This is a genomic window from Streptomyces sp. NPDC055103, assembly GCF_053607625.1.
In genome coordinates this window covers 71,190-95,953 of record NZ_JBSGTX010000014.1, presented here as the reverse complement: position 1 = coordinate 95,953, position 24,764 = coordinate 71,190, and the positions used below count along the sequence as shown (strand labels likewise).

Genomic DNA, 24,764 nt, shown 5'->3' with positions numbered 1-24,764 from the left:
CGGCCCGGCCCAGAACCAGCGGCGCTCACACCCAGCATAGCCGCGCAGAGCCCGCCAGAACCGGGCGTAGCAGCGCGGTACCGCCGGGGAAGGGCCCGCCGGTACCGCGCCAGTCACACGGCAGTCGGCGGGATCTCGGGTCCGGGTGCCCCATTGCTGGCGATGAACTCCTCCGCTCGCGCGTCGGCGGCGGCCCTGCCCTCGGCGATCCGGGCCTCGTACTCCTCGGCCGTCACCTCGGCCCACCCGTCGGGGACGGACGAGGCGCCGAGGGGGCCGTCAGTGGTCTGCATGGCGGACGTGCCGTCCGGCGCGACGTAGTACTTCACGATGGTCTCCTCAGTTCTGGGTGGTGGTGTGGAGGTCGGCATCGGACAGCCACGAGTTGATCGTCAGGCTCCCGGCGACGACACGGACGGCCGGCCACATCACCAGCTGCATCGTGCTGCCGGCCGCGATGTTGTAGCCGGACTCGAACAGTGAGCCGCCGTCACGCTCACGACGTGCCACACCAGGGGCCGTGAGCAGGCCCCACATGGGCCGGACCTGCGCCGGGCCGCCGTTCTCCGTGTAGATGTAGCCGAGCTCGAACACGGCCGTGCTGGTGTAGTTGATGTCCCAGGTGCCGTAGAGGTTCGCGGTGTAGGACCACCAACGGCACATGTTGCCAAGGAAGTTCGCTGGCACGTTCCACTGGACGTTTGCACCGCCGCTGATAATCGCCCAGCCGCCGGTGGGGCCGATCGGCTGCACCCAGCCACCGTTGAAGTGCTCGACGTACACGTGGTCAGCGGCAGAGTAGTGCTCAGGCGGGGTCCACAGCGCGCCCGACGTCGGATCACAGTGGAGGGTGGACTGCGTGGCCGGATCACAGGTCCAGTCGGTTGCCCATGCACGCTGCCCGGCGACCGGAAAGGCCGCGAGCGGCGCGGCCGCGGTGCCATCGCCCTGGAGGCCGCACCCGACCGTCGGGGGCGGCGCCGGGGGCACGAACAGGCCGCCGTCGGTGCCGAAGGTCACCCGGTTGGTCGCGTCGGTGGACAGACGCGCTTCGACCTCGCCGACGGCCGGGTCGTACGCGGCGCCGTCCCCGGCGGAGAAGCAGCCCCGCACGTCGGCGCATTCGAGCGAGAGGCCGTCAGCGCCGGTCTGGATCAGGTTGGTGCCGCCGCCCGGCGGGGCCGGGTCGAGGCGGACGGCTCCGCTCACGGTGTAGGGCGCGCCCGCGCTGCCGTCCCCGGTGAGCGTGAGGTCGACCGTGTCGGTGTCGGTGACGGCGAGCGCGGTTGCCGCGCCGCCCGAGCCGCTGATGATGTACGGCGCGGCCGAGGAGCCGTTGCCGTCGACCGTGATTCCGGGGCCGGCGACGACCCGGCAGGTGCAGCGCTGGCTTCCGCAGCAGGAGCTCATGGGCATCCCTCTCATGCAGGGTGCCCGGCCCAGAACCAGCGGCGTACAGCGTCGAGTCTAGGCCGCTCGTGCCGGGCGGCGCCGGGGCGCTCGTTGAGGCCGCGTCGGGGGCGGTCGGCGTCGGCGCAGGCTCAGGCACGCCTGCTCGAAGTGGCCGAGGTTCGCCTCGTAGTTGAGGGCGTCGGCGTGGGCGCGGGCCCGCTGGGAGGCAGCGGCATACGCCGTGGGGGCTGTGAGCCGCGCGACGGCGCGCACCCAGCCAGGGATGTCGCTCCGGTTGGCGTAGGCCGCGGCCACACCGAGGGCTTCGCGGATTCCGGGCAGGGGCGCGGCGATCACGGGGATGCCGGAGAGCATCGCCTCGATCCCCACCCGGCCGTAGGACTCCGTGGTAGACGGCATGAGCAGGATGCGAGTACGGGCATAGACGTCTCGCGGAGCCGTCCGCTCGACCACGGTCACGTTCGGGAGCTGGGGGCCGGGGTCGTGGCTGGCGGCGCGCACCATGAGGAACTGCTCTGTGGGCAGCCGCTCGGCGACTGCGGCCAGGACGTCCGCGCCTTTCTCCGGAGTGGAACCGTTGAGAGTGATCAGGCTGCCCGGCCGTGTGCGATACACGGCCGGGTCGATCGGCGGGGGAAGGACGAGGACCTGGCCGTGATATCCGGGGTAGTGGTCGCGGCAGGCATGTGACGGGAACCAGGCCAGCGACGGGTCTCGGAGGTCCTGGTCCTGCGCCATGCCGTGGACCATCAGCAGATGCGGGATGCTGCTGGCCAGGGCGGTGATTCGGGCGGCTTTACGGTCGCCGTGGTGGGAGACCAGCAGCTCCGGCCGTACCGCCTGGAGGGCGCGGCGCCAGTGCGTCAGCGGCCACACCCGCACACCGCCCTCCTGGCGGGGCCGGCCGGGCTCGCGGATCGTGGTGACCACGTCCACTTGGTGCCCGGCTGCGGCGAGCCCCCGCACGTACTCCCGGGAGGTGACGAACGCCCCCGTGGGCAGCACCTGTTCCCCGTAGACGGGCAGGATGAACAGGATGCGCATTGTGGCTCCTCAGGGGGCAATGGCGTGCACGTGGACGGTGACCCCGGCGGCCGGAGCGCCAACGGCCAGGACCCCGATGCCGAGGAGTGTGACGCCTGCGGAGGCGTCGACATGCACTGTGGTCGAGGCCGCCGAGTTGGCCGCGATCCGGACAGAGCGGAAGCCGTCACCGGCCTGGACGGAAGCGGTGACAACCGGGGGCGCGGCGAAGGCCGGCGACCAGGTGGAGACCACGTCCCCGGAGGCATTCGTAACGGCCGTACGGCGCTCGACGCGGGGGCCTGCCGGAGCCGGGTCCCCAGGGAGCCCCTGGGCACCCGCCGGGCCCGGCGCACCAACAGGGCCAGGCGGGCCCGGGAGGCTCATGACGCCGCTTGTGCCAGCCATCAGGGCGCCCCGTTCCTGCCTGGGTTGGTGGTCCTCATGCCGGTGTGTCTCCCGTCTGCGCAAGCCAGTGGAGCGAGATCCGAACACGGCCGTCGGGGTTGGAGACGACCGAGGCGCTGCTGGCCTGGCCGATGCGGTTGGCCCATAGCTGGACGGTGTCGCCAGTGGCGAAGGTGTGGAGGAACGACAGTCCGCCGGTGGCCTGGGCGGCGCTGCCTGTTCCCGCGATGCCGACGACCATCGCCTGGGACCCGACGATCAGGCCACCGTTCTTGTAGAGGCCGGCGACGACGTACCCGGCGCCGGCCGTGGCCGCTGGCATCCCCACGACCCCGCGTACGTTGTAGTCGACCTCCCACACCCCGGCACGGGGGATCGTCAGCGTGGGGACCTCGGTGATGTGCTCCCACGCCCGGTCAGCGCCCGTCAGGCTGTGGGTGAAGGTGAGGACGCCGTTCTGCGTCCATGACGCGTCTACACCGATGCTCCACGTCTGCGGGCAGGCGTCGGCCGCCGGTGCCGTGGCCGTGAGGCCCGGTTGTGCCTGGAGCTTCACTGCGGGCGCGAGCAGTCCGGCTTCGGTGAGGGTGAGCGAGTTGCACGAGGCCGGGTCGACGGTCGGGTCGCTCCGGTAGACCCGTGTGCCTCCGGAGCGGCAGCAGTCGGTCATCAGAGCGTTGCCCCTGTCGTGAAGGACACGGCGATGGTGCCGGTGTCGGCGGCGATGGTGAGCGGTCCGGTAAGGACGGCGTCGTCGTCACGGGCTACGGACCAGGTGGCGGACTCCCCGGCCACGAGGCTGGACGTTCCGTCAGCGGTCGTGATCGTGCCGGTGCCCCGGGCGACGGCCGTGACGGACTGGAGCGTCGGCCAGGCCGCCGCATTCCACGTCTGACCGGCAGTGAGCTCGACGCGCCGCGCCTGAACACCCGTTGCCGGGTCGGCGCCGGCCGTGTCGCACTCGACCGGCGCGAGCGGCGTGTACGGCTCGTAGTCCGGGGTGTAGGTACCGAGAGACGTGAGGACGCCCTCGCAGTCGACGCCCAGGAGTTCCACGTAATCGGTGTCCGCGATGCCGTCGCCGTCCGTGTCGTCGCACCGGCACGCCTGGATGACGTTCTGCACGTCGCACGGGGTTACTGCCGAGGCAGTCCCTCCGTCACTGGTGCAGTGGCCTGCCTCGCCTTGCACCACGTACGGCGTGGCACCGTCCAGGGCGAGGTCCTGGGTTGTGGTGAGGTCGCCGTCGCAGTCGAAGGTGAAGCGCCGCAGGAACGGGGTGCTGGTGAGGGTCAGCGTCTCCGTCCGCACCTCCAACGGCATGAGGAAGAGGTCCCGGTCGTTGATCGGGCCGCCGGTCGTCTGGTCGGTGAACCGGATCGTGACCGCGCCGGTAGGGGGCGCGGTGAACGCCACGGGCGGCAGGTCTTCGGACAGCACGCCGCCGGGGAAGACGTTCGACCCGTTGGAGACGTTGCGGGTCCTGTTGGCGAGGACCGTTGTGCCGTCCAGGATCTCCAGGAGATAGACCGCGTTGTTGGTGGCCGGGGTGGGGTTTCCGGCGCCGATCCACGCGGAGGCGAACCGGAATTCGTACATCACGGCCGGGAGCAGCCCGCCGACGGTGAGCTGCGCTACGCCGTTGGCCGCCTGGTTGGCCTGGGCGAACCACAGGGTGGTGCCGTTGTTGGCGGCCACCACGTTCCCGGTCAGGGCGAAGTCTCGGGCCGGGGTCGCAATGGGGGCCTGCGGGTCGTACGTCAGGTCACAGAGCTGGGCGAGTTCGGTGTCCCCGCACGGCTGCTCCGGGCAGCAGGAGCCGCCGCCGGCCGCCGCACATTGGCCCGGCTCACCGGTCGGCGTGTACGGCTGCCCGTCGAGGGTCGTGTCCGACGTCGCGGTCACGGCGCCCGTCTCGCAGTCCGTCGTGACCGTACGGAGGAACTGCTCCGCACAACCGGTCTGCTCGTACAGGACGCTCGTGGTGAAGCCGGACAGCTGCCACGAGGTCTTGCGCGGGCTACCGGGGCACGCGACGGGCGAGTCGTCGTACACATCGAGCGCCAGGAGGACGGTGAGGTTCCCGGCGGCGACGTCGGCGGCCGGCACGTCGGCTTCGACCGTTAGCGTCCCCGACCAGCCCACTGGCGCGTTGTTCGCCGGCAGCGCTGTGGCGAGGATCGTCGTGCCGGTGAACAGCCGCAGGGCGCCCGTGACGGCACACCCGGCATCCGGGCCCTGCTGCTCGGCATCGACCGACACGGTCACCCGCGCGGTGCCGGTGTCGCATCCGGGGCGCGGGGCCTGGATGCTCGCGGCCATCGTCCGCACGGTGCCCGTCGTCCCGGGCTGCGGCCCGGACCCGGGCGGGACGGTGAGGGCGCTCCCGTCCCATAGGGCCTGAGCACCGGCCATGGGCAGGCCGGTCGGGTACGGGTAGTACGGGGTCGGCGCGGTGTCGGTGACCGTCGGGGCCGGGGCGCCGTCGGTGGGGACGTCGCAGAGGAGGAGCGTGCTGCTGTTGCGGCAGTCCTCGGCCGGCTGCTGGCAGAGGCCGACCGTGCCACTCGCGGAGTACGGGGTCGTGCCGTCCAGGGCGGTGTCCGTGACCGTCGGAGCGGTGAGCCCGTCGCGGTAGGTGAGGGCCCGCAGGAACGGGACCACGGTCCCGGCAACGGGGTCGACATCGCAGAGCTCCAGGACCTCCACGTCCGGGCCAGCCTCGCCGCCTGCGCCGCAGGACACCACCGGCCCTGCCGGCGGATCGGTCTCCACGCCCTGGGCGTCGAGCCAGGTCACGGTGACCGTGCCGTCGCACTCCTGCGTGAAGACCTTCGTGTACAGGGTCTCGGTGTAGGAGTGCTCCGGGCCGAGCGTCCACACCTGCGCCGTGTTGCCCGCGTTGCGGATTCGCATGGTGCCGTACACGCGGTCCGCCGGAGCATCGTCGCTGCGCACGTACCAGGCACACCCTGGGGCGTACGCGGTCACCCAGGTCGCGGAGGGATCAAGCTGGGTGAGGGCTCCGGCCCAATGGTCATGCAGGCCGTTGCCCGACTCGTCGCCGCAGGGCCCGTTCTGGAACGTGAGCGGGCTCGTGACGAGTTCGACGCCGTCGATGATCCACGAGGTGATCTGGTACGCCGTCGGCAAGCCCGTGCCCGCGCACGGGAACTGCGGGGTCGTACCCGGGCCGACGATTGGCCCCTGGACGGAGCCGCAGTTGGACGCGGACGCCGTGGTGTTGTCGTACGACCAGCCGTTGACGACCTGCTTGACGCACTCGGTGTCGAAGCTGGCCGGGCAGTCCCGGCACGCCCCGACCGTGCCCGTCGGCGTGTACGGGGTGACCCCGTCGAGCGCCAGGTCGATGATGCTCGGGGTGGCCGGGTCGGCGTCGTTGAAGACGAGCGCCCGCAGGAACCGCACCTGGCTTCCGTCCGGCTGGACGTCGCACAGTTCCACGAGCTCGGCGTCCCGCCAGGGGCAGCATTCGCCACCTCCGCCGCACGACACGATCCGGTCGCCCGGCGGGATGTCCGCCTGCTGGTCGCCGTTCTCGTCGAGGTAGTAAACCCGGCCGTCCTCGATGACCTGCGTCCACACCCGCGGCTCGTAGTCGTACGAGGCCGTGACGTGCAGGATCATGCCGGCCGAGTTGCCGCTCGGGCAGGTGACTGCGGGCTGCATCTCCAGGATCTGGACGATGATCTCGTTCTGCCCGGCCCGGCCGCCAGGGACGGCGGTCGGCGGGAACGACCAGGCCGGCGGGGCAAGCTGACCGCCCGCGACCGGCTGCCAGGCGCCGTCGTTCAGCCTCCACTGCACGACGTCGTTGTCCGCGTTGAGGATCGAGGCACCGATCCGGATCGTCGCCGGATCGACGTTGGCCGGCAGGTTCCAGGACGCGCGGGTGTACCAGGTGCCCGGGACCAGCGGCGAGGTCTCGCCCGCAGTCGGGCAGACGGTGCGGTCGGCGTGCGGGCCCACCCAGTGCGCCTTGTTCGGCGCCGGGTCCGTCACGGTCCACAGCGGATTCGGGGAAACCCGGTACATCGGGTACCAGGGGCCGGTCTGGTTCGGCGACCACACCCAGTCCGTGTCCTGCCCGGACGTGGCGTTGGCGGCGTTGGTCAGAAACTCGTTGCTGCCGGAGGAGACGACGCAGACCTGCCGGGTGATCCGGTCCGGCGACGGGCAGCGCGCCAACTCCGCGCCGCCCGGCAGGGTGACGGGAGCGGCGGTGGTCGGGTCGGTGATGCGCTGCTCAACGAGCTCGCCGGTCTGGTCGTCGTAGACGCGCTCCACGAGCACCTGGTCCAGGACCTCGCCCGTGGCCGTGTCACGGATGCACAGGAGCGTCGTTTCGACATCGAGGCGCTGCTCCGGCGCCGCCTGCTCGCAGCACTCGGCCACGGGCTCGCACTGCCCGACCTCCCCGGCGACCGTGTACGGCTCGCCGTCGAGGGTGGTGTCGTGGGTGGCGATGACCTCGCCGGTCGCGCAGTCCACGGTCTGCCGGCGCATGAACTGGGTGGTGTGCGGCAGGGAGACGTCGAGGCGCCCGGTGACGTTGTTGATGCCGTTGACGTCACGGACTTCGATCTCGATGGTGTTCGGGCCGGCCGTGACGGGGATCTGCGCCGTGCCAGAGGTGGCGGGCTGGTTCCACTGCCCGTACATCCCGGCATCCTGGCCGTTGACACGCACTCGGGCGCCGCCGTCGCCTCGGAAGCCGACGGACTGGACGACCGCGACGCCGTCCTCCGGCGCCGTGAAGGTCTTGCGGAGGACCCAGCGCACCGGAGCGTTGTCGTAGCCACTCCACTGCACGCCGTTGGAGCCTGCGTTCTGGTCGGACCGTGCGCCCAGCGCCGGATATCCGAAGAGCGCGCCGTAGGGAGCGGGGTACGGCATCGGCGCCTGCGGCCCGTAGCCGGGGTTGGCGCCGGTGAAGGAGACGACCTGCCAGCCGTCCGCGTTCGGCCGGTGCGCCGGGTCGAGGACGGTGATGACGTCGGTGGTGGCGGTGTCGCACAGGAGCGTGCTGGACGTGTCCCGGCACGGCTCGGGACAGGGAGCGAGGTGTGTCCCCGCCGGGATGGTGACGGCGCCGCTGGTGACGGGGTCGATGTAGCTCTGCCCGATGAGAACGCCGGTCTGGTCGTCCCAGACGCGGACGGTGAGCACCTGGCCGACCACGTCGCCGGTCGCGTCGTTGACGATGCACAGGGGGCTGGTCTCGGTGTCGAGGCGGGTCTCCGGCGGTACCGGCGGGCAGCACTCCCCGGCCGCAGGCTCGCACTGCCCGACCTCGCCGGCGACCGTGTACGGCTCGCCGTCCAGGGTGGTGTCCGTCTGCGACACGGTCTCACCGGTCTCGCAGTCCGTGACGAGGGTGCGGAGGAACTGCACGGCGCGGGTTTCGTCGCAGCCGGTGAGCTCGACGGTTGCGGTGAACTGGTCGGCGGTCCAGCTCTTCGGGGTGCCGTGGAAGGTCTCCAGGATCAGGGCGCAGGCCAGGTCACCGGCGGCGAGGTCGGCGGCGGTGACGGGCGCGGACACGGTGAGCGTCTGCACGTGCCCGGGAGGGGCGTACAGGGCCACGTCGTCCGTCGCCAGGGCGGTCGTGCCCCGGAAGAGGCGCAGCGCGCCGTCCCAGAGCTGGCCGGTGCCGGGGCCGTTCTGCGTGACGCGGACGGACACGGTGAGGGTGCCGGTGACGTTGTCGCAGCCGGACGGGCTGGCCGTGAACTTGCCGACGGCCGCCCGGTGCGACTGGGCCGGGCCCGGGTCGGCCGGGTAGAGGAGACTGCCGCCAGTCCACAGCGACGTGTACGGGCCGGGGAGAGCCGGGAACTGGGTCTGCCCGACGTCGGCGGGGGTGCCGTCCGTGATGGCCGGCTCGACTGTGACTGTGGTCGTCGCGGGGGCGTCGCACAGGAGGACAGTCGCAGTGTCCCGGCACGGCTCGGCCTCGGGCTGGCACACACCGACCATGCCCGTCGGGGTGTACGGCGTTGCACCGTCCAGGGTCGTATCGCGCGCGGTGCTCGTGTCGTCCCCGTTCGGGGTGAGCGCCCGCAGGAACTCGGTCACCGTGCCGTCCGCGTGGACGTCGCACAGAATGACGTACTCCACGTCATCGACCGGCCCCGGGCAGATCCCGAGCGTCCCCGCCGGGGTGTACGGGTCACCGGCCGGGGTGAGGGTGCGGACACCGGTCAGCTGCCCGTCCTCGCCGTACTCGTACTCCACGAGGACGGGCGCGATCACCTTGCCGTCGGCGTCAAGGTCGCACCACTGCCCCACCTCGAACTGGGCGGGCTGCCCTGTGCAGGCCTCCGAGCCGACCGGCGGCGGCCCGGCCGTGAAGGCGCCGGTGAGCAGGTTGAGCCATCCCGTCTGCTCGGGCGCGGCGGCCGTGGTGCCGCAGTCGGCGCAGGCGGTGACGGCGAGGACCGCGATCGGCGTTCCGTCCGCGAGGCACAGGCCGGTGGAGGCCAGTCCCGGGGAGCAGCACGGCGGGATGGGCGGCTCGGGCTCGGGGGCGGCGCAGGGCAGCGGCTCGACGGGCATCGGTCACGCCTCCGGGTGTGCCTGGCGGCGGTGGGTGTCCCGGCCGCGCTTGGTCGTGTACTCGCGCTCGCAGAGGCCGCACGCGAACGGCGCAGTCTCGTCAGCGGGCTGGACGCCGATGGCCTCGATGTCGTCCTGGCCAGTCGGGGCGAGGCCGGTGTCGTCGTGCTCTTGGTCGTGAGGGGCGCCGGGCTCGGGCCGGCCCTGGGCGGCGTCCTCGACAGGCGAGACGTACCGGTGGCCGTTGACCAGCGAGCCGATCAGGATCTCCTCGGGCGCGTCGACGAACAGGGCGGCCGGGACGGCGAACTCGTTCGTGCTGGCGGTGCGCAGCTTGGGCGTCTGGGAAACCGCCCAGCGGGCGAAGTCGCGGCGGCGCTCGGCGGCCGGCTGGATGCGCAGGAGCTCGGTCATCAGTCACACACCTGGATCTGCACCGCGCACACGGTGCACGTCGTGCCGACGACGTAGGTGCGCTCGACGATGACGCGCCGGTCGTTGGTTCGGATGTTCACGGACGCGGACCGGTTCGGGATCGTCTCTGCCGAGCCGCGGCGGATGACGAGCGGGCCCGTGATGTACAGCCACGCCGTACCGGGTTCGGCCGGGGTGCCGCCGGGGCCGGTGTTCATGGCGGAGTACCCGGCGCCGATGATCACGCAGTTCCCAACGAGGGTCTCCAGCGTGCCCTTCGCCGGGTTCTCGCGGACGAGGTTGCAGCAGCCGAGGAGCGCCCCCGCACCAGCGGGGACGTGGAGGGTGCCGCGGCCTCCGTACGACTCGGCGAGGCAGCCCTCCAGGACGGCAACGCCCTGGGCGATGCTCACAGGCCCGGCTTCCGGGGTGAGGTCGATGGCGTCGGCCGTCAGCTTGTACCGCCAGAACGCCGCTTCGAGGCCCTGCTGCTCGCCGAGTTCGAGCGTCGCCTCCGCGTGCGCGCGGGCCTCGGCGTACGACCAGCCGAGCGCCGAGCACTCCGCGCCCGAGTACACCGTGAGCGGGGCGGCGTGCTCGGTCGCCGGCCGACAGAAGTGCTTCTGCGGGGGCGAGCCCGGGGACTCGTCACCAGGAGACTCGTCGTCCTCGCACGGGTCGATCCACTCCCGTACGGGGCAGCAGCCGAGGGCGAGCCACTCGACGCCCATCAGCTCGTGAACGTTCTTGACGTCCTTCACGGTGGCGCAGCCGCCGAGGATGCCGTGCGGCAACGGCTCGCCGGGGATCGCCTCTACCGCTTTCCGCATCCCTGCGGGCATGGCCCACCTCCGTGGGGGTGATCGGGCTGTGGCGGGCCGGTGTTCAGGTCACGGGCCCGCCACGGTCACAGGGGTGGGGTCAGCTGGCGTCGGCGGCGCAGAGCATCTCCAGCTGCGCGCCGGTCGCACCGTCCGGGCAGACGGGGACGGTCACGAGGCGGGTGTCCACCGAGCGGTCGACCAGGGCGACGCACTCCTCCGCGAAGAGGGCCGTGTAGTCGTTGGTCGAGAACTTCGTGCTGTCGTGGATGACGCCGAGGTTGACCTCCTCGCCGCGACCGATCTGGACCTGGCCGGCCGGGTACATGAGGAACTTCACCTGGTCCGGCCAGGCGACCGCGGCATCCTGACCGCCGATGTCGTCCGGGACGGCCGGGTTGAGGCCGCGGGCGAACTGGGTCCGCACGCCGAGCTTCGTGAACGTGTCCTGGACACAGTTCGGGTCCAGGTCGCAGATGTTGGCCCCGTTCTGGCGGGCGAGGTCGGCCAGGAACATGTTCTTGCTCCACCACGGGAACACGACCTCGAGCGCGGTCGTCTCGCACAGGGAGTGGCGCTCGATGGTGTCGGCGGCCTGGAGCGCGACGGCGTTGAACACCGCGGAGAGCGCGCCGAACGACGGGCCCATGGTGACCTGCTGCGCCGTGTTCAGGGCCTGCTGGAACAGAACCTGACGGAGCCGGATCTCGTGCGCGACCATGCTGTTGCGCAGGTACCAGGAGACGAGCTCCGGGAAATGCCTCTGGGTCAGGATGCCGGCCTCCAGGCAGACACCGACGGCGTCGCAGCGGACCTCGACCGGATCCGGGCACGGCACCCTGTAACAGGGCTTCGTCGCACCGGAGATGTCGTCGGCTTCGGTGTGGACCCAGGTCATCGCGCCGACGTCGAGGGACGGCGTCTTGTAGTACCTCAACCCTCCCCTCGCGAGCTGGATCTCCGGGGCGTCCCACAACATGTCGGGGCAGGCCACGTCGGTCAGCTCGTAGACCGTCTCCGAGGGGGCGCACCAGCCGCCGGAAGCGACGAGGTCGCCCTGCGGGAGCCGCCTCTGGTTCGACGCGGTCAGCGCCACGGTGGTGCCCTCGGGCGCCGACGACGAGTCGGTGACGATCAGCTCCTGCGGGTACGGATGCCGATACGAGATGACCTGGCCCACGCCACCGCCCGCGGTCTTCAGGGCGTTGGCGCGGCTGATGATGCCGGCGGTGATGCTGCCGAAGTCGAGTTCCTGGCCCGGCGTGTAGCCGGGGACGTCGACCGCCGCGGTGATGGACGTGGTCGGCGCCGGCGGCTCGGGCAGGACGCGCGGCTGACGTCGGCGGACGCCGGACAGGTTGAGCGCGGGCCGCTGGACGACCACGGCGGCGCTGACCTTCGGGGCCTCCGGCTCGGGCTCCGGCTCGGGCTCGACCGCCGCGGCGGTCTCCTCGGCGTCCTCGGCTGTCTCCTGCGCGGGCTCGCCGCCGCGTACCTGCGCGGCCAGTGCGTCGATCTCGGCGGCTGCCTGCTCGGCCGCCTCGCGGCGCGACGCCTGCTCGGTGCGGATCGAGTCGACGCAGGTCGCCAGAGACCGCAGCGATTCGAGGTCTCGGGTTGTGACGGTGGTGCTCTGGGACTTGGCGTCGAAGGCGGCGACCGCGCCCTCAAGAGCGTCGTTCAACTCGTCGTCGTTGAGAGCGGAAACGTCCTCGGGAATCTCGAAGTCGGCCATGGCCGGGCACTCCTGTGATCGATCTTGGAGTGTCCGGCCCAGAACCAGCGACGCTGCGGACCAGCATAGCCCGATCCCGTTCCCACCATCGGGCTCGTGTCAAGCCGGGATCAGCCCTGCTGGGTGACGGTCGCGGGCTTCGCCTTCTCACGGACAGCGCTGCCCGGGTACCGGTTCGACACGGCCTTGGCCGTCGACTCCGACCCCGAGGTGAAGAGCACCTTTCCCTTGCCGTCGTCCGCGACCACTTCGAACTGCTGACGCTTCTTCTGGCATGCGCAAGCCATCGGTTTCCCTCTTTCGTTCAGGTTGGACAGGGGGTCAGAACGTGGCGGTGACGGGAGGCGCGGCATGGACCCGGCGCAGGAGCGCTTCGACTTCGTCTTGCGCCCACGCATCCTCGGGCTCGCTCGCTGCCGCGAGTTCGGCGCTCTCCTCCTTCAGGTGCTCGGTGTCGCGCTGCTGCAGCGCCGCCGCGAGGACGTCGAGGAGCGGGCCGTTCGCCGCGAGCGCTGAGACCACAGCGTCCAGCTGCGTGCTTGACGAGGCCGAAGGTCCGGACGTGTCCGCCGGGTTGTCCGGGACGGTGTCCGGACGCTGTCCGGGCAGGTCAGGCCTGGTGTGGGCGGTCGTGTCTGCCGGGTTGCTCGGGTTGTCCGGAACGACGTCCGCAGCCTGTCCGGACGCGTCCGCATGGTCGAGGACGGCACCGGCCGCCGAGGCCGCGAGGGCGAGGTTCGACCGCTCGGCGACCGCTGCGGCGAGCAGCGGCGAGGAGTGCCCGGGTTCCGGGACGGACAGGACCGCGCGGAGCTGCCAGCGCCCGTCCGGCCCGGCCTTCATGTGGTAGCTCGGCTGCGTGGCCTGGAACACGGCCCGATCCCACTCGGAGAGCCAGGGACCGGCCGCACCGGAGAACCAGAGGCCACGGTCGTTCATGCCGACCGTGACGATCCCCGCCACGGTCCTCGTGTCGTCGAATTGGCAAGCGGCGGTCTCACACTCCGCACCGTCGCGGTGGTGCCCGACGTTCATCGTGAAGGCTCCGGCCTTGACGAGCCTGCCGTCGTCGAGCCTGAAGCGGGCCCGAAGGAAGTGGGTCAGGTTGAGCGCGCCCAGGGACTCGATCGTCAACTTCTTCCCGGGGTAGCCGGCGTGCGGCTCACCGGCCTGGGCGACCCAGCCGTAGATCCGGCCGTTGGCGTAGTGCACTCCCCCGGAGCCGGGCGGCAGTTCCTCCTGGGTGGGCTCCTTGAACCAGCCGGCGGGCATGGGCGGCAGGTCCTTCATCGCGGTCCAGGCCGACGCGACCAGTTCCTCGTCGCCGTCCATGTCCAAGTCGGCGGAGGCTGTGGCGTCGGGGCCTTCGGTGGCGGGGCCGACGTACAGGCCGGGGGCGAGGCGGACGATGCGGCCGGCCTTCGCGGCGCGGGCCAGGTGGCCGCGCACGGTCTCCATCTTCATGTCGAGGGCGCGGGCGACTTCGCGGGCTCCGACGGCGACCGGGGCGGACTTCACGTAGTTCACGACCCGCATGTGCGCGGGGCTCGGCCCGGACGCGGCCCACTGCTCGTCGTCGTCCGGCACGGTGCTGGGGGCGGGCTGGTCGTCGAGGACGATGCGGGCCTGGTCGTAGGCGGGCATCGCGACGAGGGTTGCGCCCCGCAGTCGGGCCCGGGTGACGCGCATCAGGAGGTCGCCGGACGACTCGCGGTGTACGACGGTGCCGAGGTCCTGGTCGTCGTGGTCGCCGGCCGCCGCGGTGAGAGTGCCCGTATCGCCGAGCGCGGCGTGTACGGCGGCGGCGGAGATCCGGCCGTCCTTGCCGGTGACGAGCTGCACGGAGTTCGCCGTGCGGGACAGGGCGGCGCCCGACGCGGTCCACTCGGTGGCCGCGGTTGCGGTCAGCGACCAGGAGCCGTCGTCGAGGCGCAGCAGCGACGCCGACGGCAGTGACGCCAGGAGCACGACCTGGCCCTCGTCCTCGTCTCGGGTGATGCGGTCCACGAACTCCACGCTCACGTCGTCCAGGTCCACGGACACGCCAAGCGGCGCGCCCTCCTCCAGCAGCATCAGGGCGTCGGCACCGGCCGGGCGGCCGGGGTAGATGACGCCGCTGCCGGTGATCCGGCCGCCTTCGCGGCCGAGGGCCTGGATGGAGCCGGCGAGCTCGGCGCCCTGGTGGCCCATCAGCATCTCGTCGGCGTACTGCAGCGGCCACGGCCCGGCGCCGGACCAGTACAGCGAGCCGGGCCTGAACACGCGGCCGTCGCCGGTCTCTTCGTCTTCGAACGCGAGCGCCGTGTCCCCGGGGGTGGACCAGGCGCGGGCGGCCAGGCCGGTGTTGGTGGACAGTTCCTCGGCTTCGTCCATGGTCGTCTCCTGTTCTGGGCCGAGCGGGATGTCGGTGTGCTCGCCGGCGAACGCGATCCTGAGCCTGTCGAAGCGGATCGGGCCGAGGCGCTGGTTCATCGCCGTGAGCAGTGAGGGGCTGCGTGTGTACGCGGCGGCCACGTGGGGCTGCCACGGGCTGTGCTGCGTGGGGAGGTCGGGCTGACGGTGCATGTCCTCGAGTGCGTAGACCGCCGCGTAGCGGGCTGTCTCCAGCGTCGGGGCGTCGTGGGCCCGGTCGCGGTCGTCGCCAACGGACCACACCCAGCACGGATCGTCGCCGTCGGCGTTCCACTGGTTCGCGCCGAACGCGCGGGCAGCGACCGGCTCGCCGATGTCGGCGACGCGGGCGCGGACGCGGCTGATGAGGTCGGCGCGCTGCTCCTCGTCCCAGCCAGCTCCTTCCCCCAGGTAGAAGAGGGTCAGGTGCAGCTCGTGTGCGGGTTCGGAGCCGGTGGCGACGAGCGCCAGGCGCTCGGCGTCCTCCGGGGTGGGCACCAGGGCGATCATGGCCCCGGTGTGGCCGCCCGCTGCGGCGGTCAGGGGTCCGTCCATCCGGGTCTCCTCGGTTTCCAAGGCGTCAGTGCGCGGTCTGGTCTTCGATCCGAAGGCCGAAGAGGCAAGCTGGGGTTCGACTGCGAGGCGACAGCGGCAGTTCACGACCTGGCTGGCCGGGGCCGAAGGGTCGCCGGGGGTCTGCATGGGCACGCCGCCGACGGTGAACGGCTCGACGAGCAGCCGGATCTGTCCGTCGACCTGGTCGTGGGACTCGCGGACTCGGGTGTCGTGGCGGGTGACCCACTGCTTCACGATCGGGGCGTCCAGGCCCTCGGCGGCCTGCGCGGCGGCAAGCGTCGCGGTGTTCCAGGCGCGGGACGCCTCGGTGCGCGCGATCCGCTGCTCCCGAACGGGGCCGAGCTGCGCACCCTCACGGGCGAACGCCTGGCGGAGCCGGGCGCGGAGCTGGTCCAGGTCCTCGCCCGCGTCCAGGCCGGCGGCGAGTTCGCGGCGCGCGGCCTCGGCGAGCCGGTCGCCGACCGCGCGCAGCAGGTGCTCGGTCGTCTCGACGTACTCGCCCATGCTGTCGGGAAGGGTGCCGTCGTCGTACCGGCCAGGCAGGTCGTCCCAGCCGGCGGGGAGTTCGGCGCCAATGTCCTCGAGGGCGGCCTGGACGGCTGTGTCGGCGGTTCCGAGGAGGCGCCGTACGAGCCGGCGGGTCCGGTTACCCCACATGCGTGCGATCCGGCCGACGGAAAACCGGGCCGCGACGAGTTCGGTCGCGGCCTGGACGGCGTCGGCGAACTCGTTGGCGGTCTCGGTGAGCGCGGCAGCGACGGCTTCGGCGAAGTCGTCCTCGGTCTGGGCGAGCTGGCGGTCCCGGTCAGCCATGGTCGGCCCTTTCCATGACCGGGTGCGGGGCGGCGTGGCAGTTCGTACACAGGGCCCATCCGCCGATGGGCTTCACCTTTGTATCGGGGCCGAAGCCGACGGAGACGGTGACGGTGACGATTCCGAGAGTCGGTTTCCGGCACTCGGGGCACGACTGCTCGGTCTCCGACGTAAGCAGCATGTGCGGATCCGGAAGGGACCGGACCGCTTCCTGGCCGGTGGGCGTTGCGTCATCCACGGTCGATCCTCCGCGCGGGGAGTGGACTGTCGGGGTCGTCGTGGACCTCGCACCACGCCCACGTACCGGCGGTGGTGACACCACCGAGGGTGAGGAGCAGCAGGTCCGCGCTGATGCGGGTCCACGCCCGACAGTTGGCGCACCAGCCGGTCCGCAGGCTGCCGGGGTGGAGCGCGACGCCGGTCGGGGCGGAGTGCCTCGTGGGCCGGGGTGTCATGCGGCCGCCCCGACGCAGGAGGTGAGGACGGACGGCACGATCCGGAACTCGTGCTCCACACCGGCGGCGATCAGCTCGCGGGCGTAGTCGTCCAGGGACGCGGTCAGGCACTCCGGGTCCAGGCCGTACCGGTCGGCGATCTCGGGGACGCGGGACCAGGCGCCGTCGAGGAGACGCCACTGCTCGACCTGCACGGAGTCGACCGGGAGGAGGGTGTGCAGTCTGGCCGAGGCAATGTCGCGGGCCTTGGCGCGTTCGCTGCGCGGGCAGGCCGGGGTCTTCCGCAGCTTCTCGCCGGCGGAGGTGAGGGCCTGCCAGATCAGGCCGTCAGCAGCGGCAAGGAGGCCGTCACCGGGGCCGATCGAGGCTGCGAGGGTTTCCGGCGGTGCCTCGGACTCGTCCACCGGCAGATCGGGTGGCGTCGGCGGGGTCTCTTCCTCGTCGGGGGTGTCGTTCTGGTTGCTCGGGTTGTCGTCGGGGGCCAGGTTGCGGCGGGCAACCTCTTCGGCGTCGGGAGCGTCGGACTCGTCGAATCCGGTCTCGCGGCGCAGCGCCGCATCGGAGATGACGCCTCGGTCGTGCGCCTGCAGAGCGGTCTCGCTGCGGTTGGTGCGCACCCGCAGCGGGCTGGTGTCGTACCAGACGAGCCAGCGGTGCCAGTCCTCGACCTTCTCGAATTCAAGGATCGGGCGCAGCCACTGCTGTGTGAGGGCGTACGAGACGGTGGCGAGCTTGGGTTCGATGCCGAGGCGGATCGCCTCCGAGGTGAGCGCCCAGGCCCCCCAGTGGTTCACGTCGCCCAGGCCGAGGAGGATTTCGGCGGGGATCTCCAGGCCCGTGGCGAAGCGGCGTACGGCCTCGTCGCGGAGCTTGATGGCGAGTTCGTCAAACTCCGACTCGAACTTGATCAGCTTGAAGTCGGAGATCGCGTCAGCGGGGAGTTCCAGGATGATCGGGACCGTCGCGGCGGCCGACTCGGGGTCACGGATCGCCGTCTCGGCGATCGTCATGAACACCTCGATCAGGTCATCCTCCGCGTCGCCGGCCGCGCCGGACGTCGGGAACCTCGTGCCCTTCGGAATAAGGAGCAGCCCGCGGCCGGTGATCCTGCTTCGGGCGATGGCCTTCACGGCGGCATTGAGGAGGAGCAGTTCCTCCAGCAGCTCCAGCGACGAGCGGACGGGGCTGTCGGCCTCGATGGCCCGCTCGGGGTCCGGCTCCCACACACGGATCGCCACGGGCCCGTCGGGGCCCATGTTGTCCGGGTCGCCCTCGAGGATCGGGACGTCTTCGCCGTCGATCTCGGCCATGAGCTTGCCGGACCGCTGCTTAACCTCCTTCACCGACAGGACCCGCCAGTCGTGGCCGTCCTCGGGCGAGTAGGGGCTGAGGACTTCGTCGTTGGGGCGTACGACGATCCAGCCCTCGCCGGGGACGGTCAGGTGCCGGCCGAACGCGCCGAGCATCTTCGACTGCCCGTCAGGGCCTCCGGCGATCTGGGAGACGATCTCGTGCGCCCGGTGCCCCTCGGGTGCCGGTTCGATCGTGCCGTCGTCGGCGCGGCGGCCGGCGAACAGGCGGGCGCCGCCCATGGCGTTGCCGATCCATGAGGCGGCGAACCGGACTTCGGGGACGGCGTGGTACATGTCGTAGGCCCTGGACTGCCACGACTGGTCACCGGCCCCGCGCCCCCGGATCTTCCGCGACGTGTACCGGGAGGCCGCCGCGGTGATGGTGCGGGGCGCCGCCATCAGTGGTCGTCCTGGCGCGAGTCGTCCCAGCGGTTGAGGAGGACGGCCGCGCCGGCGACGGCCAGCCACTCGATGCCGTGGACCAGGACGGGCGTGCCGTGCCAGGAGTCGGTGACGAGGAGCCACGTCAGGAGCAGGGCGCCGGATACCCACCAGCCGGTGCAGTAGACGCAGGAGATCAGCGTCACGACCGCGTCGCGGAACGCCGAGGTGGGGCGGCGCTGCTGCCAGGCGTCGATCCGGGCGCGGGCCGGATCGAGCAGGGAGTCATGGACGACGAGCTGGGTGCCGCGATATCCGGCGAGCGCCAGGACGGCGAGAACTACGAGATTGATCATTTCCGTACCCCGAAGGCAGATCATCCGGCCGAGTGTGGCGGGGATGATAAGCCATCCGGAACAGGGGCTCCCGGAGAGATCTGTGCAGGTCAGGCCACGTTTTTAGATCATAAACAGGGGTGGGGTCAGAACAGGGCTATCGCGACGGCTGGCTCCGCGTCGGTCTCGGGCTGGCCGACGGCGATCTCCATCTGCCCGTACGTCAGGTCCACGATCTCCAGCGATCCGGCGCATGACAGCAGGTGTCCCTCGGAGTCGCGGCGGGCGTCGGGGGCGTCGTGTCGCCAGATCCGGCCCTTGCCGAGTCGGCCGGCGACCATCCCGGCCGCGATGGACCGGGTGCAGCTCGGGCATTCCACGCGAGTCAGCTTCATCACGGGACCAGTGTGGCGGGGCCGGCCCCGCCAACGTGGCTATGTACACGAGTTGCTGTTTCCCGGCCGCTCGCTCTACTGGACCAGTTCGATGTGGGGGTGGGACGGGGACACCGGGCAGACATAGAGCTGGAGGTCGTAGCCGCTGGCGATGTCGATCATGGTGAAGTTCCCGGGAAGGTAGCCCGGAGGAAGCGGAGCCGGGTTCGTCCGTTCCTCCTCGGGGATCCAGCTCTCACTGCCGGAGTCCCATTCCGTGGACGCGATGGTGAGGAGCGGAACCGCCTCGGTGTCGCATTCGGGGCAGGGCCGGGGAATCGGGTCGGTGAGTCCCCAGCGCGGCCAGCCACCGGTCTTCCAGCCGGGGGCGAGGGACAGGTCGTTCCCGTAGAACTCGGCCGGGGCGGCCGCATACCTGCTGTCCCACGCCGCTCCAGCTGTCTCCCACCGACTCACGTCGCCCAGCTGATCCTGCTGCTCCTCGCCTACCTCCATGGCGTTGGGGTACTCGGTGACCTGCTCCGGTGCGAGCAGGCATGGCTTCGGCAGATAGCAGTCGAACTGGACGATGGGCGGTTCGGGCGGTGCGTCGAGCACGTTGATAACGCTGGCGCAGGAGCGCCAGAACACTGCGGTTCTGGGGTGTGTCGGGTGGTCGAAGGGGCACCAGAGGACCTGGAGGAGATCGGCTCCGGGCGGGCCCGGCAGCGGAACATCGCGGGCGTACACCTGGGCCACGGGCACCATGGCGATGGGGCCGTCGAACCACGGGCGCCCCGCTCTGATCCGCTCTGAGGTCTCCAGTTCCTCGGGTGTGACCGCGAGGGCCTGGGGGTCGCGGCGCAGCCGCTCACCCGCTGTCGCACGGTCGCGGCGAAGAAGCCTGATGTCGTCCGGAGAGTGGACCACTCTCGCCGCGCGACTGTCGTGCGGCCCTTCGCAGAGCGGCCACGGCTCGTCGGCGGGCCACAGCAGCGGCCCGCCGACGGAGCTGTCGTGCGGTGACGGAGACCCAGGCCGGGGATGCAGCCGGGTCGCCGTGCGCGCCAGCGGGGCCAGTTGAGGGAAGACCGCGGTCACGTCGAGTGGCCGCGGCGGGGTCGTGAAACTCATGCCGGCTCCCAATGGCGCGAACTGGTTGTGATCAATTACCGAGGTTGAGCAACCCAGTGTTCCCCTTAACGAGCTCGTGCAGGGTAAGTGGTGAGACGTCGAGGGCTTCAGTGGGGCCGGTGCTCACCTCTGTCGTCGAGGGTTCAGGTCCGCGGTCTGCTGGTGGGAGAGCAGGCCGGCGACGGCCTGGACGGTGTCACTCATGTGCTCGCGGTGGCCGAGGTGGCGGGTCAGTGCCCGCCAGTTCTTGAGGTGGGCGATGCCGTGCTCGACGCGGATCCGTCGTGAGGAATGGGCCTTGCGCTGTCGCTCGTGCATTTCCTCGTACCAGTCCGGGGCGTTCTTCTTGAACTTGCGGTGCGGTGGCGTCACCACGCGCCCACCGGTCTGGGCGCCGAGGCCCTGGTAGCCGGCGTCCGCGAGGATCTCCACCGCTGGGCCGTCGGCCAGGAGCTTGACCAGGCCCAGCTGGCGGGCATGGGTGATGTCCGCGCAGCTGCCTGGTCTGGCTGGGCTGCTGAAGAGCACCCTTCCGTTCTGGTCGGTGAGGACCATGGTCTTGACGGCGTTCTGCTTGTTCTTCCCGGAGATGAACGCGTCCCGGTCCTTGCGTCCAGCGGCCGGCCGGCGCACCCGGATCTCGGTGCCGTCGATGATGCCGCTCTGCCCACTGGTGCCGAGGTGGTCGATGACTTCGGCCAGTGTTTGCAGCCGGACGCCGGGGCTGATCGTGCACCCCCGCTCGGCGGGCAAGGGCCGTATCTCGCCGATGGCCCGGGTGATGGTGGAGCGGTCGACTCCGAACCAGCAGGCCAGCACATCGTGAGTGGCCCCGTGGCGGAGATGGACGAGGGTGGCCAGGAGCCGGTCGACGAACACGAACCGGTGCTTCGCACCGGCGCCCACAGCGCGCTTCCGCGGCCGAGAGGCCAGCTTGGCCTGGTGACGCTCATGCCATAACGGGCCCAACTCGGCGCTGAGTTCAGCGATCACATCGGTCGACAGCCCCGTGATCCGGCGATTGCTGACGATCACTGCACGAGTCACGGTCCCCACCACCCGACCATGATCAACCATCCCGGGCTCGACGTCTCACCACTTACCGTGCACGAGCTCGTAAGGGCTGTCCCGTAAATGATCTCTGGGTCGCTCGGACATGCATGGCCGCCGTGTGGCCCGCCGGTCTATCCGGCGGGGACTGTAAATCGTTCGGCTCTGTCCCGTAATCGGTGGTGACGAGGGGTGACGGTCAGTGCAGGAGGATGCGGTGGCGGAGGAGGTCGAGGGTCTGTCAATCGAACGGTGTAACCAGGGTGGTTGGGGTTACTGGCGGGCTGCGGAGAGCCGGCCGTCGAAGGTGATGTCGAAGGCGTTCAGGGCGGTCTTCCAGCGCATGGTCCAGCGGGCCTGTCCCTTGCCGGTGGGGTCCAGGGACATGATGGCCATGTAGACGCACTTCAAGGCGGCCTGCTCGTTGGGGAAGTGTCCGCGGGCCTTGACCGCCCGCCGGATGCGGGCGTTCACGGACTCGATCGCGTTGGTGGTGCAGACGATGCGGCGGATCTCGGTGTCGAAGCGGAGGAACGGGGTGAACTCCTCCCAGGCGTTCTCCCACAGCTTCACGATGGCGGGGCACTTCTTCCCCCAGGCGTCAGCGAACTCGGCGAACCGCTCCAGTGCCGCTTCTTCGGTCGCCGCGGTGTAGACGGGCTTGAGGAGCTTGGCGATCTTGTCCCAGTCCTGGCGGGCGGCATAGCGGAAGGAGTTCCTCAGGAGGTGGACGACGCAGGTCTGGACGGTGGTGCGGGGCCAGACGGTCTCGACCGCGTCGGGCAGGCCCTTGAGTCCGTCGCAGACGAGCATGAGGACGTCGTTCACGCCGCGGTTCTTGATCTCGGTCAGGATGTGCATCCAGTGCTTGGCGCCCTCGCCGCCGTCGCCGGCCCACAGCCCGAGGATGTCGCGCCGGCCTTCGGTGGTGACGGCCAGGGCCACGTATATGGGCCGGTTCGCCACGGCGCCGTCGCGGATCTTCACGTGGATCGCGTCGATGAACACCACCGGATAGACCGGGCGGTTTCCATCAGTGATTGCGAATCAGCTGGTCAATGGTCCTGTGAGCCATCCTCGCATGGCCTCGGCGGGTGTCTTGTCGCCGAGGACGAGACGGGGCCTGCGGTTCAGTTGGGCGGCGACGTCACGGAGGTCACGGGCGGTGTGGACGGACAGATCGCTGCCCTTGGGGAAGTACTGCCGCAGCAGCCCGTTCGTGTTCTCGTTCGTCCCGCGCTGCCAGGGTGAGTGCGGGTCGCAGAAGTAGATCCGGAAGCCGGTGACTGCCTCGATGTCCTGGTGCAGGGTCAGCTCACGGCCCTGGTCCCAGGTGAGTGACTTTCGCATCTGGGGCGGAATGTCCGCGGTCTGCGCGATGAGCGCGTCGCGGACCTGCGGGGCCTTCCAGCCGTGCGGCAGGTGGATGAGCCGGACGTAGCGGGTGGTCCGCTCCACCAGCGTGCCGATCGCCGAGCCCTGGCCGCGGCCGATGATGAGGTCGCCTTCCCAATGCCCGGGTATTGCACGGTCGTTGACTTCGGCGGGACGTTGGTGGATCAGCGTCATGTTTCTGATCTTGTTGGGGGTGGGGACGCCGCGTCGCTGGCGCTTGCGGCGGGTGCGTCCGGTGCGGAGCTTGGCGTTGCGTCGGCCGAGGAGGCCGGCGAAGAGGGCCCGGTAGATCGTCTCCGGGCAGGTTCGCATCGCCGGGTCGTGCGCGTGCTCGCGTGCCAGGTAGCGCGAAATCTGCTGGGGCGACCACTTCTCGGTCAGTTTCTCGCGGATGGCTGTCCGAAGCGGCTCGATCGCCCGGATCTTCTCGCTCTTGGGGCGTGCGCGTCGCAGCAGGGCTTGGTTGTGGGCCCACCAGGGCTGGTAGCGGCCGTCGTGCTTGCTGCCGCGCTTGATCTCCCGGTAGACGGTCTGGAAGCTCTTGCCGATTGACGTGGCGATCTCCTTGACCGGCAGCCCCGTCTGGAGGCCGTCGGCGATGGCGATCCGGTCGTCCTGGGTGAGGAAGCGCGGCGATATCGGGCCGGGGTCTGGAACGATCATGCTGCCAGCATCGATGAACCACAGGGAACCGCAGCTCGTGGAGACCCCGACCAAACGGGCGGCCGCCGCACCCTTGTAGCCCTCGCGCAGCAGCTCGAAGTACCTCTTCTTCACCGAACTCGGCAGCTTGTTGGGGGCGTACTTCGGCATCCGAACGCTCTCTTCAGAAGCGTTCGCAACCACCGATAGAACTCAAGCCGCGTCGAGCGGCCGGTTCTGCCACTCGGCCATGCCGTCCATGACCTTGTCGGTGATCGTCGAGATCGTCTGACGGGAGACCTCGGCGCCATAGACCTCCGCGAGGTGGGCCTGGACCTCGCCCGTGGTCAGGCCCTTCGCGGACAGCGAGATCACCATCTCGTCCACCCCGGACAGGCGCTTCTGCCGCTTCTTGACGATCTTCGGCTCGAAGGAGCCGTCCCGGTCGCGGGGCACGGATATCTCCACCGGGCCGACGTCCGTCAGCACCGTCTTCGCGCGGGTGCCGTTGCGGGAGTTGCCGCCGTTCTTCCCGGCCGGGTCGTGTTTGTCATAGCCGAGGTGGTCGGTGATCTCGCCCTCCAGAGCGGACTCCAGCAGCCGCTTCGTCAGCTGCTGGAGCAGCCCGCCCTCGCCGGTCAGCTGCAGGCCCTCGGCCTGGGCCCGGGAGACCAGCTCGTCGATCAGCCGGTCATCCACCGCCTTCGACGGCTTCGGCTCAGACGGCTCGACGGTCTCGGCCTCGGTCACGTTCTCACTGGTCATCGGTGCATCTTCCTTGATCGGGAGTTACACCGAACGATTTACAGTCCCTCCGCTGACGTTGCCGTCAACTACTGCCGTCAAACGGCCAGAAGCCCCACCGGACCGAAATCCGGCGGGGCTTCTGGTGAACGTTCTCAGAAACACCTGCTTGACGGGCGAACCGCCTAAGAATTGCGCTAGTCGAGCTGGTATTTAATCCAGTCCGTTCCACCCATCAGCGTCACACCGGTATCCGCGAGGCGCTTGGCTTCTGTCGTGTAGTAATGACTGGCTGCCCGCGACCGGGCACCCGACATGATGTTCTCCGCCCAGGCTCCTTTGAGCATGGTTTTCCTGGCGCGCTCCCGCAGCTTCTTCCAAGCCGCCGCGAGGGGCGCTTCATCGGTCATGGCTGAAAGAAAAGACTCTCGCAGGATGGCGTCCGACTGCTCACCAAGAGTAATGAACAGTGAGTTCGGATTCTTTTTCGAGTATTCGAGGGATGAGGTGACGTTCAGGTCAACTGGGGACGAATTCAAGGAAATGCGGCGAACGTCGCCACCGCAGTCCAGCGCTACCCCAGCTTCTCCCCCATCTACCAGTTTCACCTGGTAGATGGGGGAGAAGCGCTCCTCAGTCAAGAGCATCCCCGACTCTCTGGCCCACTCCCAAGCCATGGCATAGATCTCCTGACGGCCACCATGGAACTGAAGTGTCATTTTCATCGAG

20 protein-coding genes and 2 pseudogenes are annotated in these 24,764 nt (G+C 70.3%); all 22 read right to left on the bottom strand.

Annotation, left to right across the window (positions count from 1 at the left end; all coding sequences use genetic code 11):
- Positions 1-113: 113 nt before the first annotated feature.
- Positions 114-329, bottom strand: coding sequence for a hypothetical protein (locus ACWFR1_RS12135; protein WP_453549513.1), 216 nt, complete (start codon positions 327-329; stop codon positions 114-116).
- A 10-nt stretch (positions 330-339) separates the two neighbouring features.
- Positions 340-1,410 carry a hypothetical protein gene (locus ACWFR1_RS12130; RefSeq protein ID WP_453549511.1) on the bottom strand — a complete coding sequence of 357 codons (1,071 nt, stop codon included), beginning with the start codon at positions 1,408-1,410 and terminating at the stop codon, positions 340-342.
- A 57-nt stretch (positions 1,411-1,467) separates the two neighbouring features.
- Complete coding sequence (locus tag ACWFR1_RS12125) at positions 1,468-2,457, bottom strand: glycosyltransferase family 4 protein (protein WP_453549509.1); 990 nt, start codon at positions 2,455-2,457, stop codon at positions 1,468-1,470.
- A gap of 9 nt (positions 2,458-2,466) precedes the next feature.
- Positions 2,467-2,691: a hypothetical protein gene (locus ACWFR1_RS12120; RefSeq protein WP_453549507.1), complete on the bottom strand. Its 225-nt coding sequence runs from the start codon at positions 2,689-2,691 to the stop codon at positions 2,467-2,469.
- A 187-nt stretch (positions 2,692-2,878) separates the two neighbouring features.
- Positions 2,879-3,514, bottom strand: coding sequence for a hypothetical protein (locus tag ACWFR1_RS12115; protein WP_453549505.1), 636 nt, complete (start codon positions 3,512-3,514; stop codon positions 2,879-2,881).
- Positions 3,514-9,423, bottom strand: coding sequence for a hypothetical protein (locus tag ACWFR1_RS12110; RefSeq protein ID WP_453549503.1), 5,910 nt, complete (start codon positions 9,421-9,423; stop codon positions 3,514-3,516). The genes ACWFR1_RS12115 and ACWFR1_RS12110 overlap by 1 nt, the downstream gene beginning before the upstream one ends.
- A 3-nt stretch (positions 9,424-9,426) precedes the next feature.
- Complete coding sequence (locus ACWFR1_RS12105; RefSeq protein ID WP_453549501.1) at positions 9,427-9,837, bottom strand: hypothetical protein; 411 nt, start codon at positions 9,835-9,837, stop codon at positions 9,427-9,429.
- Positions 9,837-10,679: a cupin gene (locus tag ACWFR1_RS12100; RefSeq protein ID WP_453549498.1), complete on the bottom strand. Its 843-nt coding sequence runs from the start codon at positions 10,677-10,679 to the stop codon at positions 9,837-9,839. Before ACWFR1_RS12100 ends, ACWFR1_RS12105 begins: the two co-directional genes overlap by 1 nt.
- Positions 10,680-10,758: 79 nt before the next feature.
- Positions 10,759-12,393 (bottom strand): major capsid protein, encoded by a 1,635-nt coding sequence (locus tag ACWFR1_RS12095; RefSeq protein WP_453549496.1) that lies wholly within the window; start codon positions 12,391-12,393, stop codon positions 10,759-10,761.
- A gap of 110 nt (positions 12,394-12,503) precedes the next feature.
- Positions 12,504-12,680 carry a hypothetical protein gene (locus ACWFR1_RS12090; RefSeq protein WP_453549494.1) on the bottom strand — a complete coding sequence of 59 codons (177 nt, stop codon included), beginning with the start codon at positions 12,678-12,680 and terminating at the stop codon, positions 12,504-12,506.
- Between the two features lie 34 nt (positions 12,681-12,714).
- Positions 12,715-16,173 carry a phage minor head protein gene (locus ACWFR1_RS12085; RefSeq protein ID WP_453549491.1) on the bottom strand — a complete coding sequence of 1,153 codons (3,459 nt, stop codon included), beginning with the start codon at positions 16,171-16,173 and terminating at the stop codon, positions 12,715-12,717.
- Complete coding sequence (locus ACWFR1_RS12080; protein ID WP_453549489.1) at positions 16,166-16,411, bottom strand: hypothetical protein; 246 nt, start codon at positions 16,409-16,411, stop codon at positions 16,166-16,168. The genes ACWFR1_RS12085 and ACWFR1_RS12080 overlap by 8 nt, the downstream gene beginning before the upstream one ends.
- Positions 16,404-16,628, bottom strand: coding sequence for a hypothetical protein (locus ACWFR1_RS12075; RefSeq protein ID WP_453549487.1), 225 nt, complete (start codon positions 16,626-16,628; stop codon positions 16,404-16,406). The genes ACWFR1_RS12080 and ACWFR1_RS12075 overlap by 8 nt, the downstream gene beginning before the upstream one ends.
- Positions 16,625-18,379, bottom strand: a complete 1,755-nt coding sequence (locus ACWFR1_RS12070; RefSeq protein ID WP_453549485.1) for a hypothetical protein — start codon at positions 18,377-18,379, stop codon at positions 16,625-16,627. Before ACWFR1_RS12070 ends, ACWFR1_RS12075 begins: the two co-directional genes overlap by 4 nt.
- Complete coding sequence (locus tag ACWFR1_RS12065) at positions 18,379-18,717, bottom strand: DUF1360 domain-containing protein (protein WP_453549483.1); 339 nt, start codon at positions 18,715-18,717, stop codon at positions 18,379-18,381. The genes ACWFR1_RS12070 and ACWFR1_RS12065 overlap by 1 nt, the downstream gene beginning before the upstream one ends.
- 125 nt (positions 18,718-18,842) lie before the next feature.
- The gene (locus ACWFR1_RS12060; protein WP_453549480.1) at positions 18,843-19,094 is read right to left on the bottom strand and encodes a hypothetical protein; all 252 of its coding nucleotides are present in this window, start codon (positions 19,092-19,094) and stop codon (positions 18,843-18,845) included.
- Positions 19,095-19,166: 72 nt separating this feature from the next.
- Positions 19,167-20,204 carry a hypothetical protein gene (locus ACWFR1_RS12055; protein ID WP_453549478.1) on the bottom strand — a complete coding sequence of 346 codons (1,038 nt, stop codon included), beginning with the start codon at positions 20,202-20,204 and terminating at the stop codon, positions 19,167-19,169.
- A gap of 123 nt (positions 20,205-20,327) precedes the next feature.
- A complete protein-coding gene (locus ACWFR1_RS12050; RefSeq protein WP_453549476.1) occupies positions 20,328-21,251 on the bottom strand; it encodes a transposase family protein in 924 nt (307 codons plus the stop codon).
- A 276-nt stretch (positions 21,252-21,527) separates the two neighbouring features.
- A pseudogene (locus ACWFR1_RS12045) lies at positions 21,528-22,283 on the bottom strand (IS256 family transposase); the annotation flags it as partial.
- An 18-nt stretch (positions 22,284-22,301) separates the two neighbouring features.
- Positions 22,302-23,462 carry an IS30 family transposase gene (locus tag ACWFR1_RS12040; RefSeq protein ID WP_453549473.1) on the bottom strand — a complete coding sequence of 387 codons (1,161 nt, stop codon included), beginning with the start codon at positions 23,460-23,462 and terminating at the stop codon, positions 22,302-22,304.
- A 51-nt stretch (positions 23,463-23,513) separates the two neighbouring features.
- Positions 23,514-24,056, bottom strand: a pseudogene (locus tag ACWFR1_RS12035) (transposase); the annotation flags it as partial.
- A gap of 176 nt (positions 24,057-24,232) precedes the next feature.
- A complete protein-coding gene (locus ACWFR1_RS12030) occupies positions 24,233-24,754 on the bottom strand; it encodes a hypothetical protein (protein ID WP_453549470.1) in 522 nt (173 codons plus the stop codon).
- Positions 24,755-24,764 lie beyond the last annotated feature (10 nt).

Coding starts and splice junctions, on each gene's coding strand:
- ACWFR1_RS12130 (WP_453549511.1), bottom strand. CDS start 1,410: ATGAGCTCCTGCTGCGGAAGCCAGCGCTGCACCTGCCGGGTCGTCGCC.
- ACWFR1_RS12125 (WP_453549509.1), bottom strand. CDS start 2,457: ATGCGCATCCTGTTCATCCTGCCCGTCTACGGGGAACAGGTGCTGCCC.
- ACWFR1_RS12115 (WP_453549505.1), bottom strand. CDS start 3,514: ATGACCGACTGCTGCCGCTCCGGAGGCACACGGGTCTACCGGAGCGAC.
- ACWFR1_RS12110 (WP_453549503.1), bottom strand. CDS start 9,423: ATGCCCGTCGAGCCGCTGCCCTGCGCCGCCCCCGAGCCCGAGCCGCCC.
- ACWFR1_RS12105 (WP_453549501.1), bottom strand. CDS start 9,837: ATGACCGAGCTCCTGCGCATCCAGCCGGCCGCCGAGCGCCGCCGCGAC.
- ACWFR1_RS12100 (WP_453549498.1), bottom strand. CDS start 10,679: ATGCCCGCAGGGATGCGGAAAGCGGTAGAGGCGATCCCCGGCGAGCCG.
- ACWFR1_RS12095 (WP_453549496.1), bottom strand. CDS start 12,393: ATGGCCGACTTCGAGATTCCCGAGGACGTTTCCGCTCTCAACGACGAC.
- ACWFR1_RS12090 (WP_453549494.1), bottom strand. CDS start 12,680: ATGGCTTGCGCATGCCAGAAGAAGCGTCAGCAGTTCGAAGTGGTCGCG.
- ACWFR1_RS12085 (WP_453549491.1), bottom strand. CDS start 16,173: ATGGCTGACCGGGACCGCCAGCTCGCCCAGACCGAGGACGACTTCGCC.
- ACWFR1_RS12075 (WP_453549487.1), bottom strand. CDS start 16,628: ATGACACCCCGGCCCACGAGGCACTCCGCCCCGACCGGCGTCGCGCTC.
- ACWFR1_RS12070 (WP_453549485.1), bottom strand. CDS start 18,379: ATGGCGGCGCCCCGCACCATCACCGCGGCGGCCTCCCGGTACACGTCG.
- ACWFR1_RS12065 (WP_453549483.1), bottom strand. CDS start 18,717: ATGATCAATCTCGTAGTTCTCGCCGTCCTGGCGCTCGCCGGATATCGC.
- ACWFR1_RS12055 (WP_453549478.1), bottom strand. CDS start 20,204: ATGAGTTTCACGACCCCGCCGCGGCCACTCGACGTGACCGCGGTCTTC.
- ACWFR1_RS12040 (WP_453549473.1), bottom strand. CDS start 23,462: ATGCCGAAGTACGCCCCCAACAAGCTGCCGAGTTCGGTGAAGAAGAGG.
- ACWFR1_RS12030 (WP_453549470.1), bottom strand. CDS start 24,754: ATGACACTTCAGTTCCATGGTGGCCGTCAGGAGATCTATGCCATGGCT.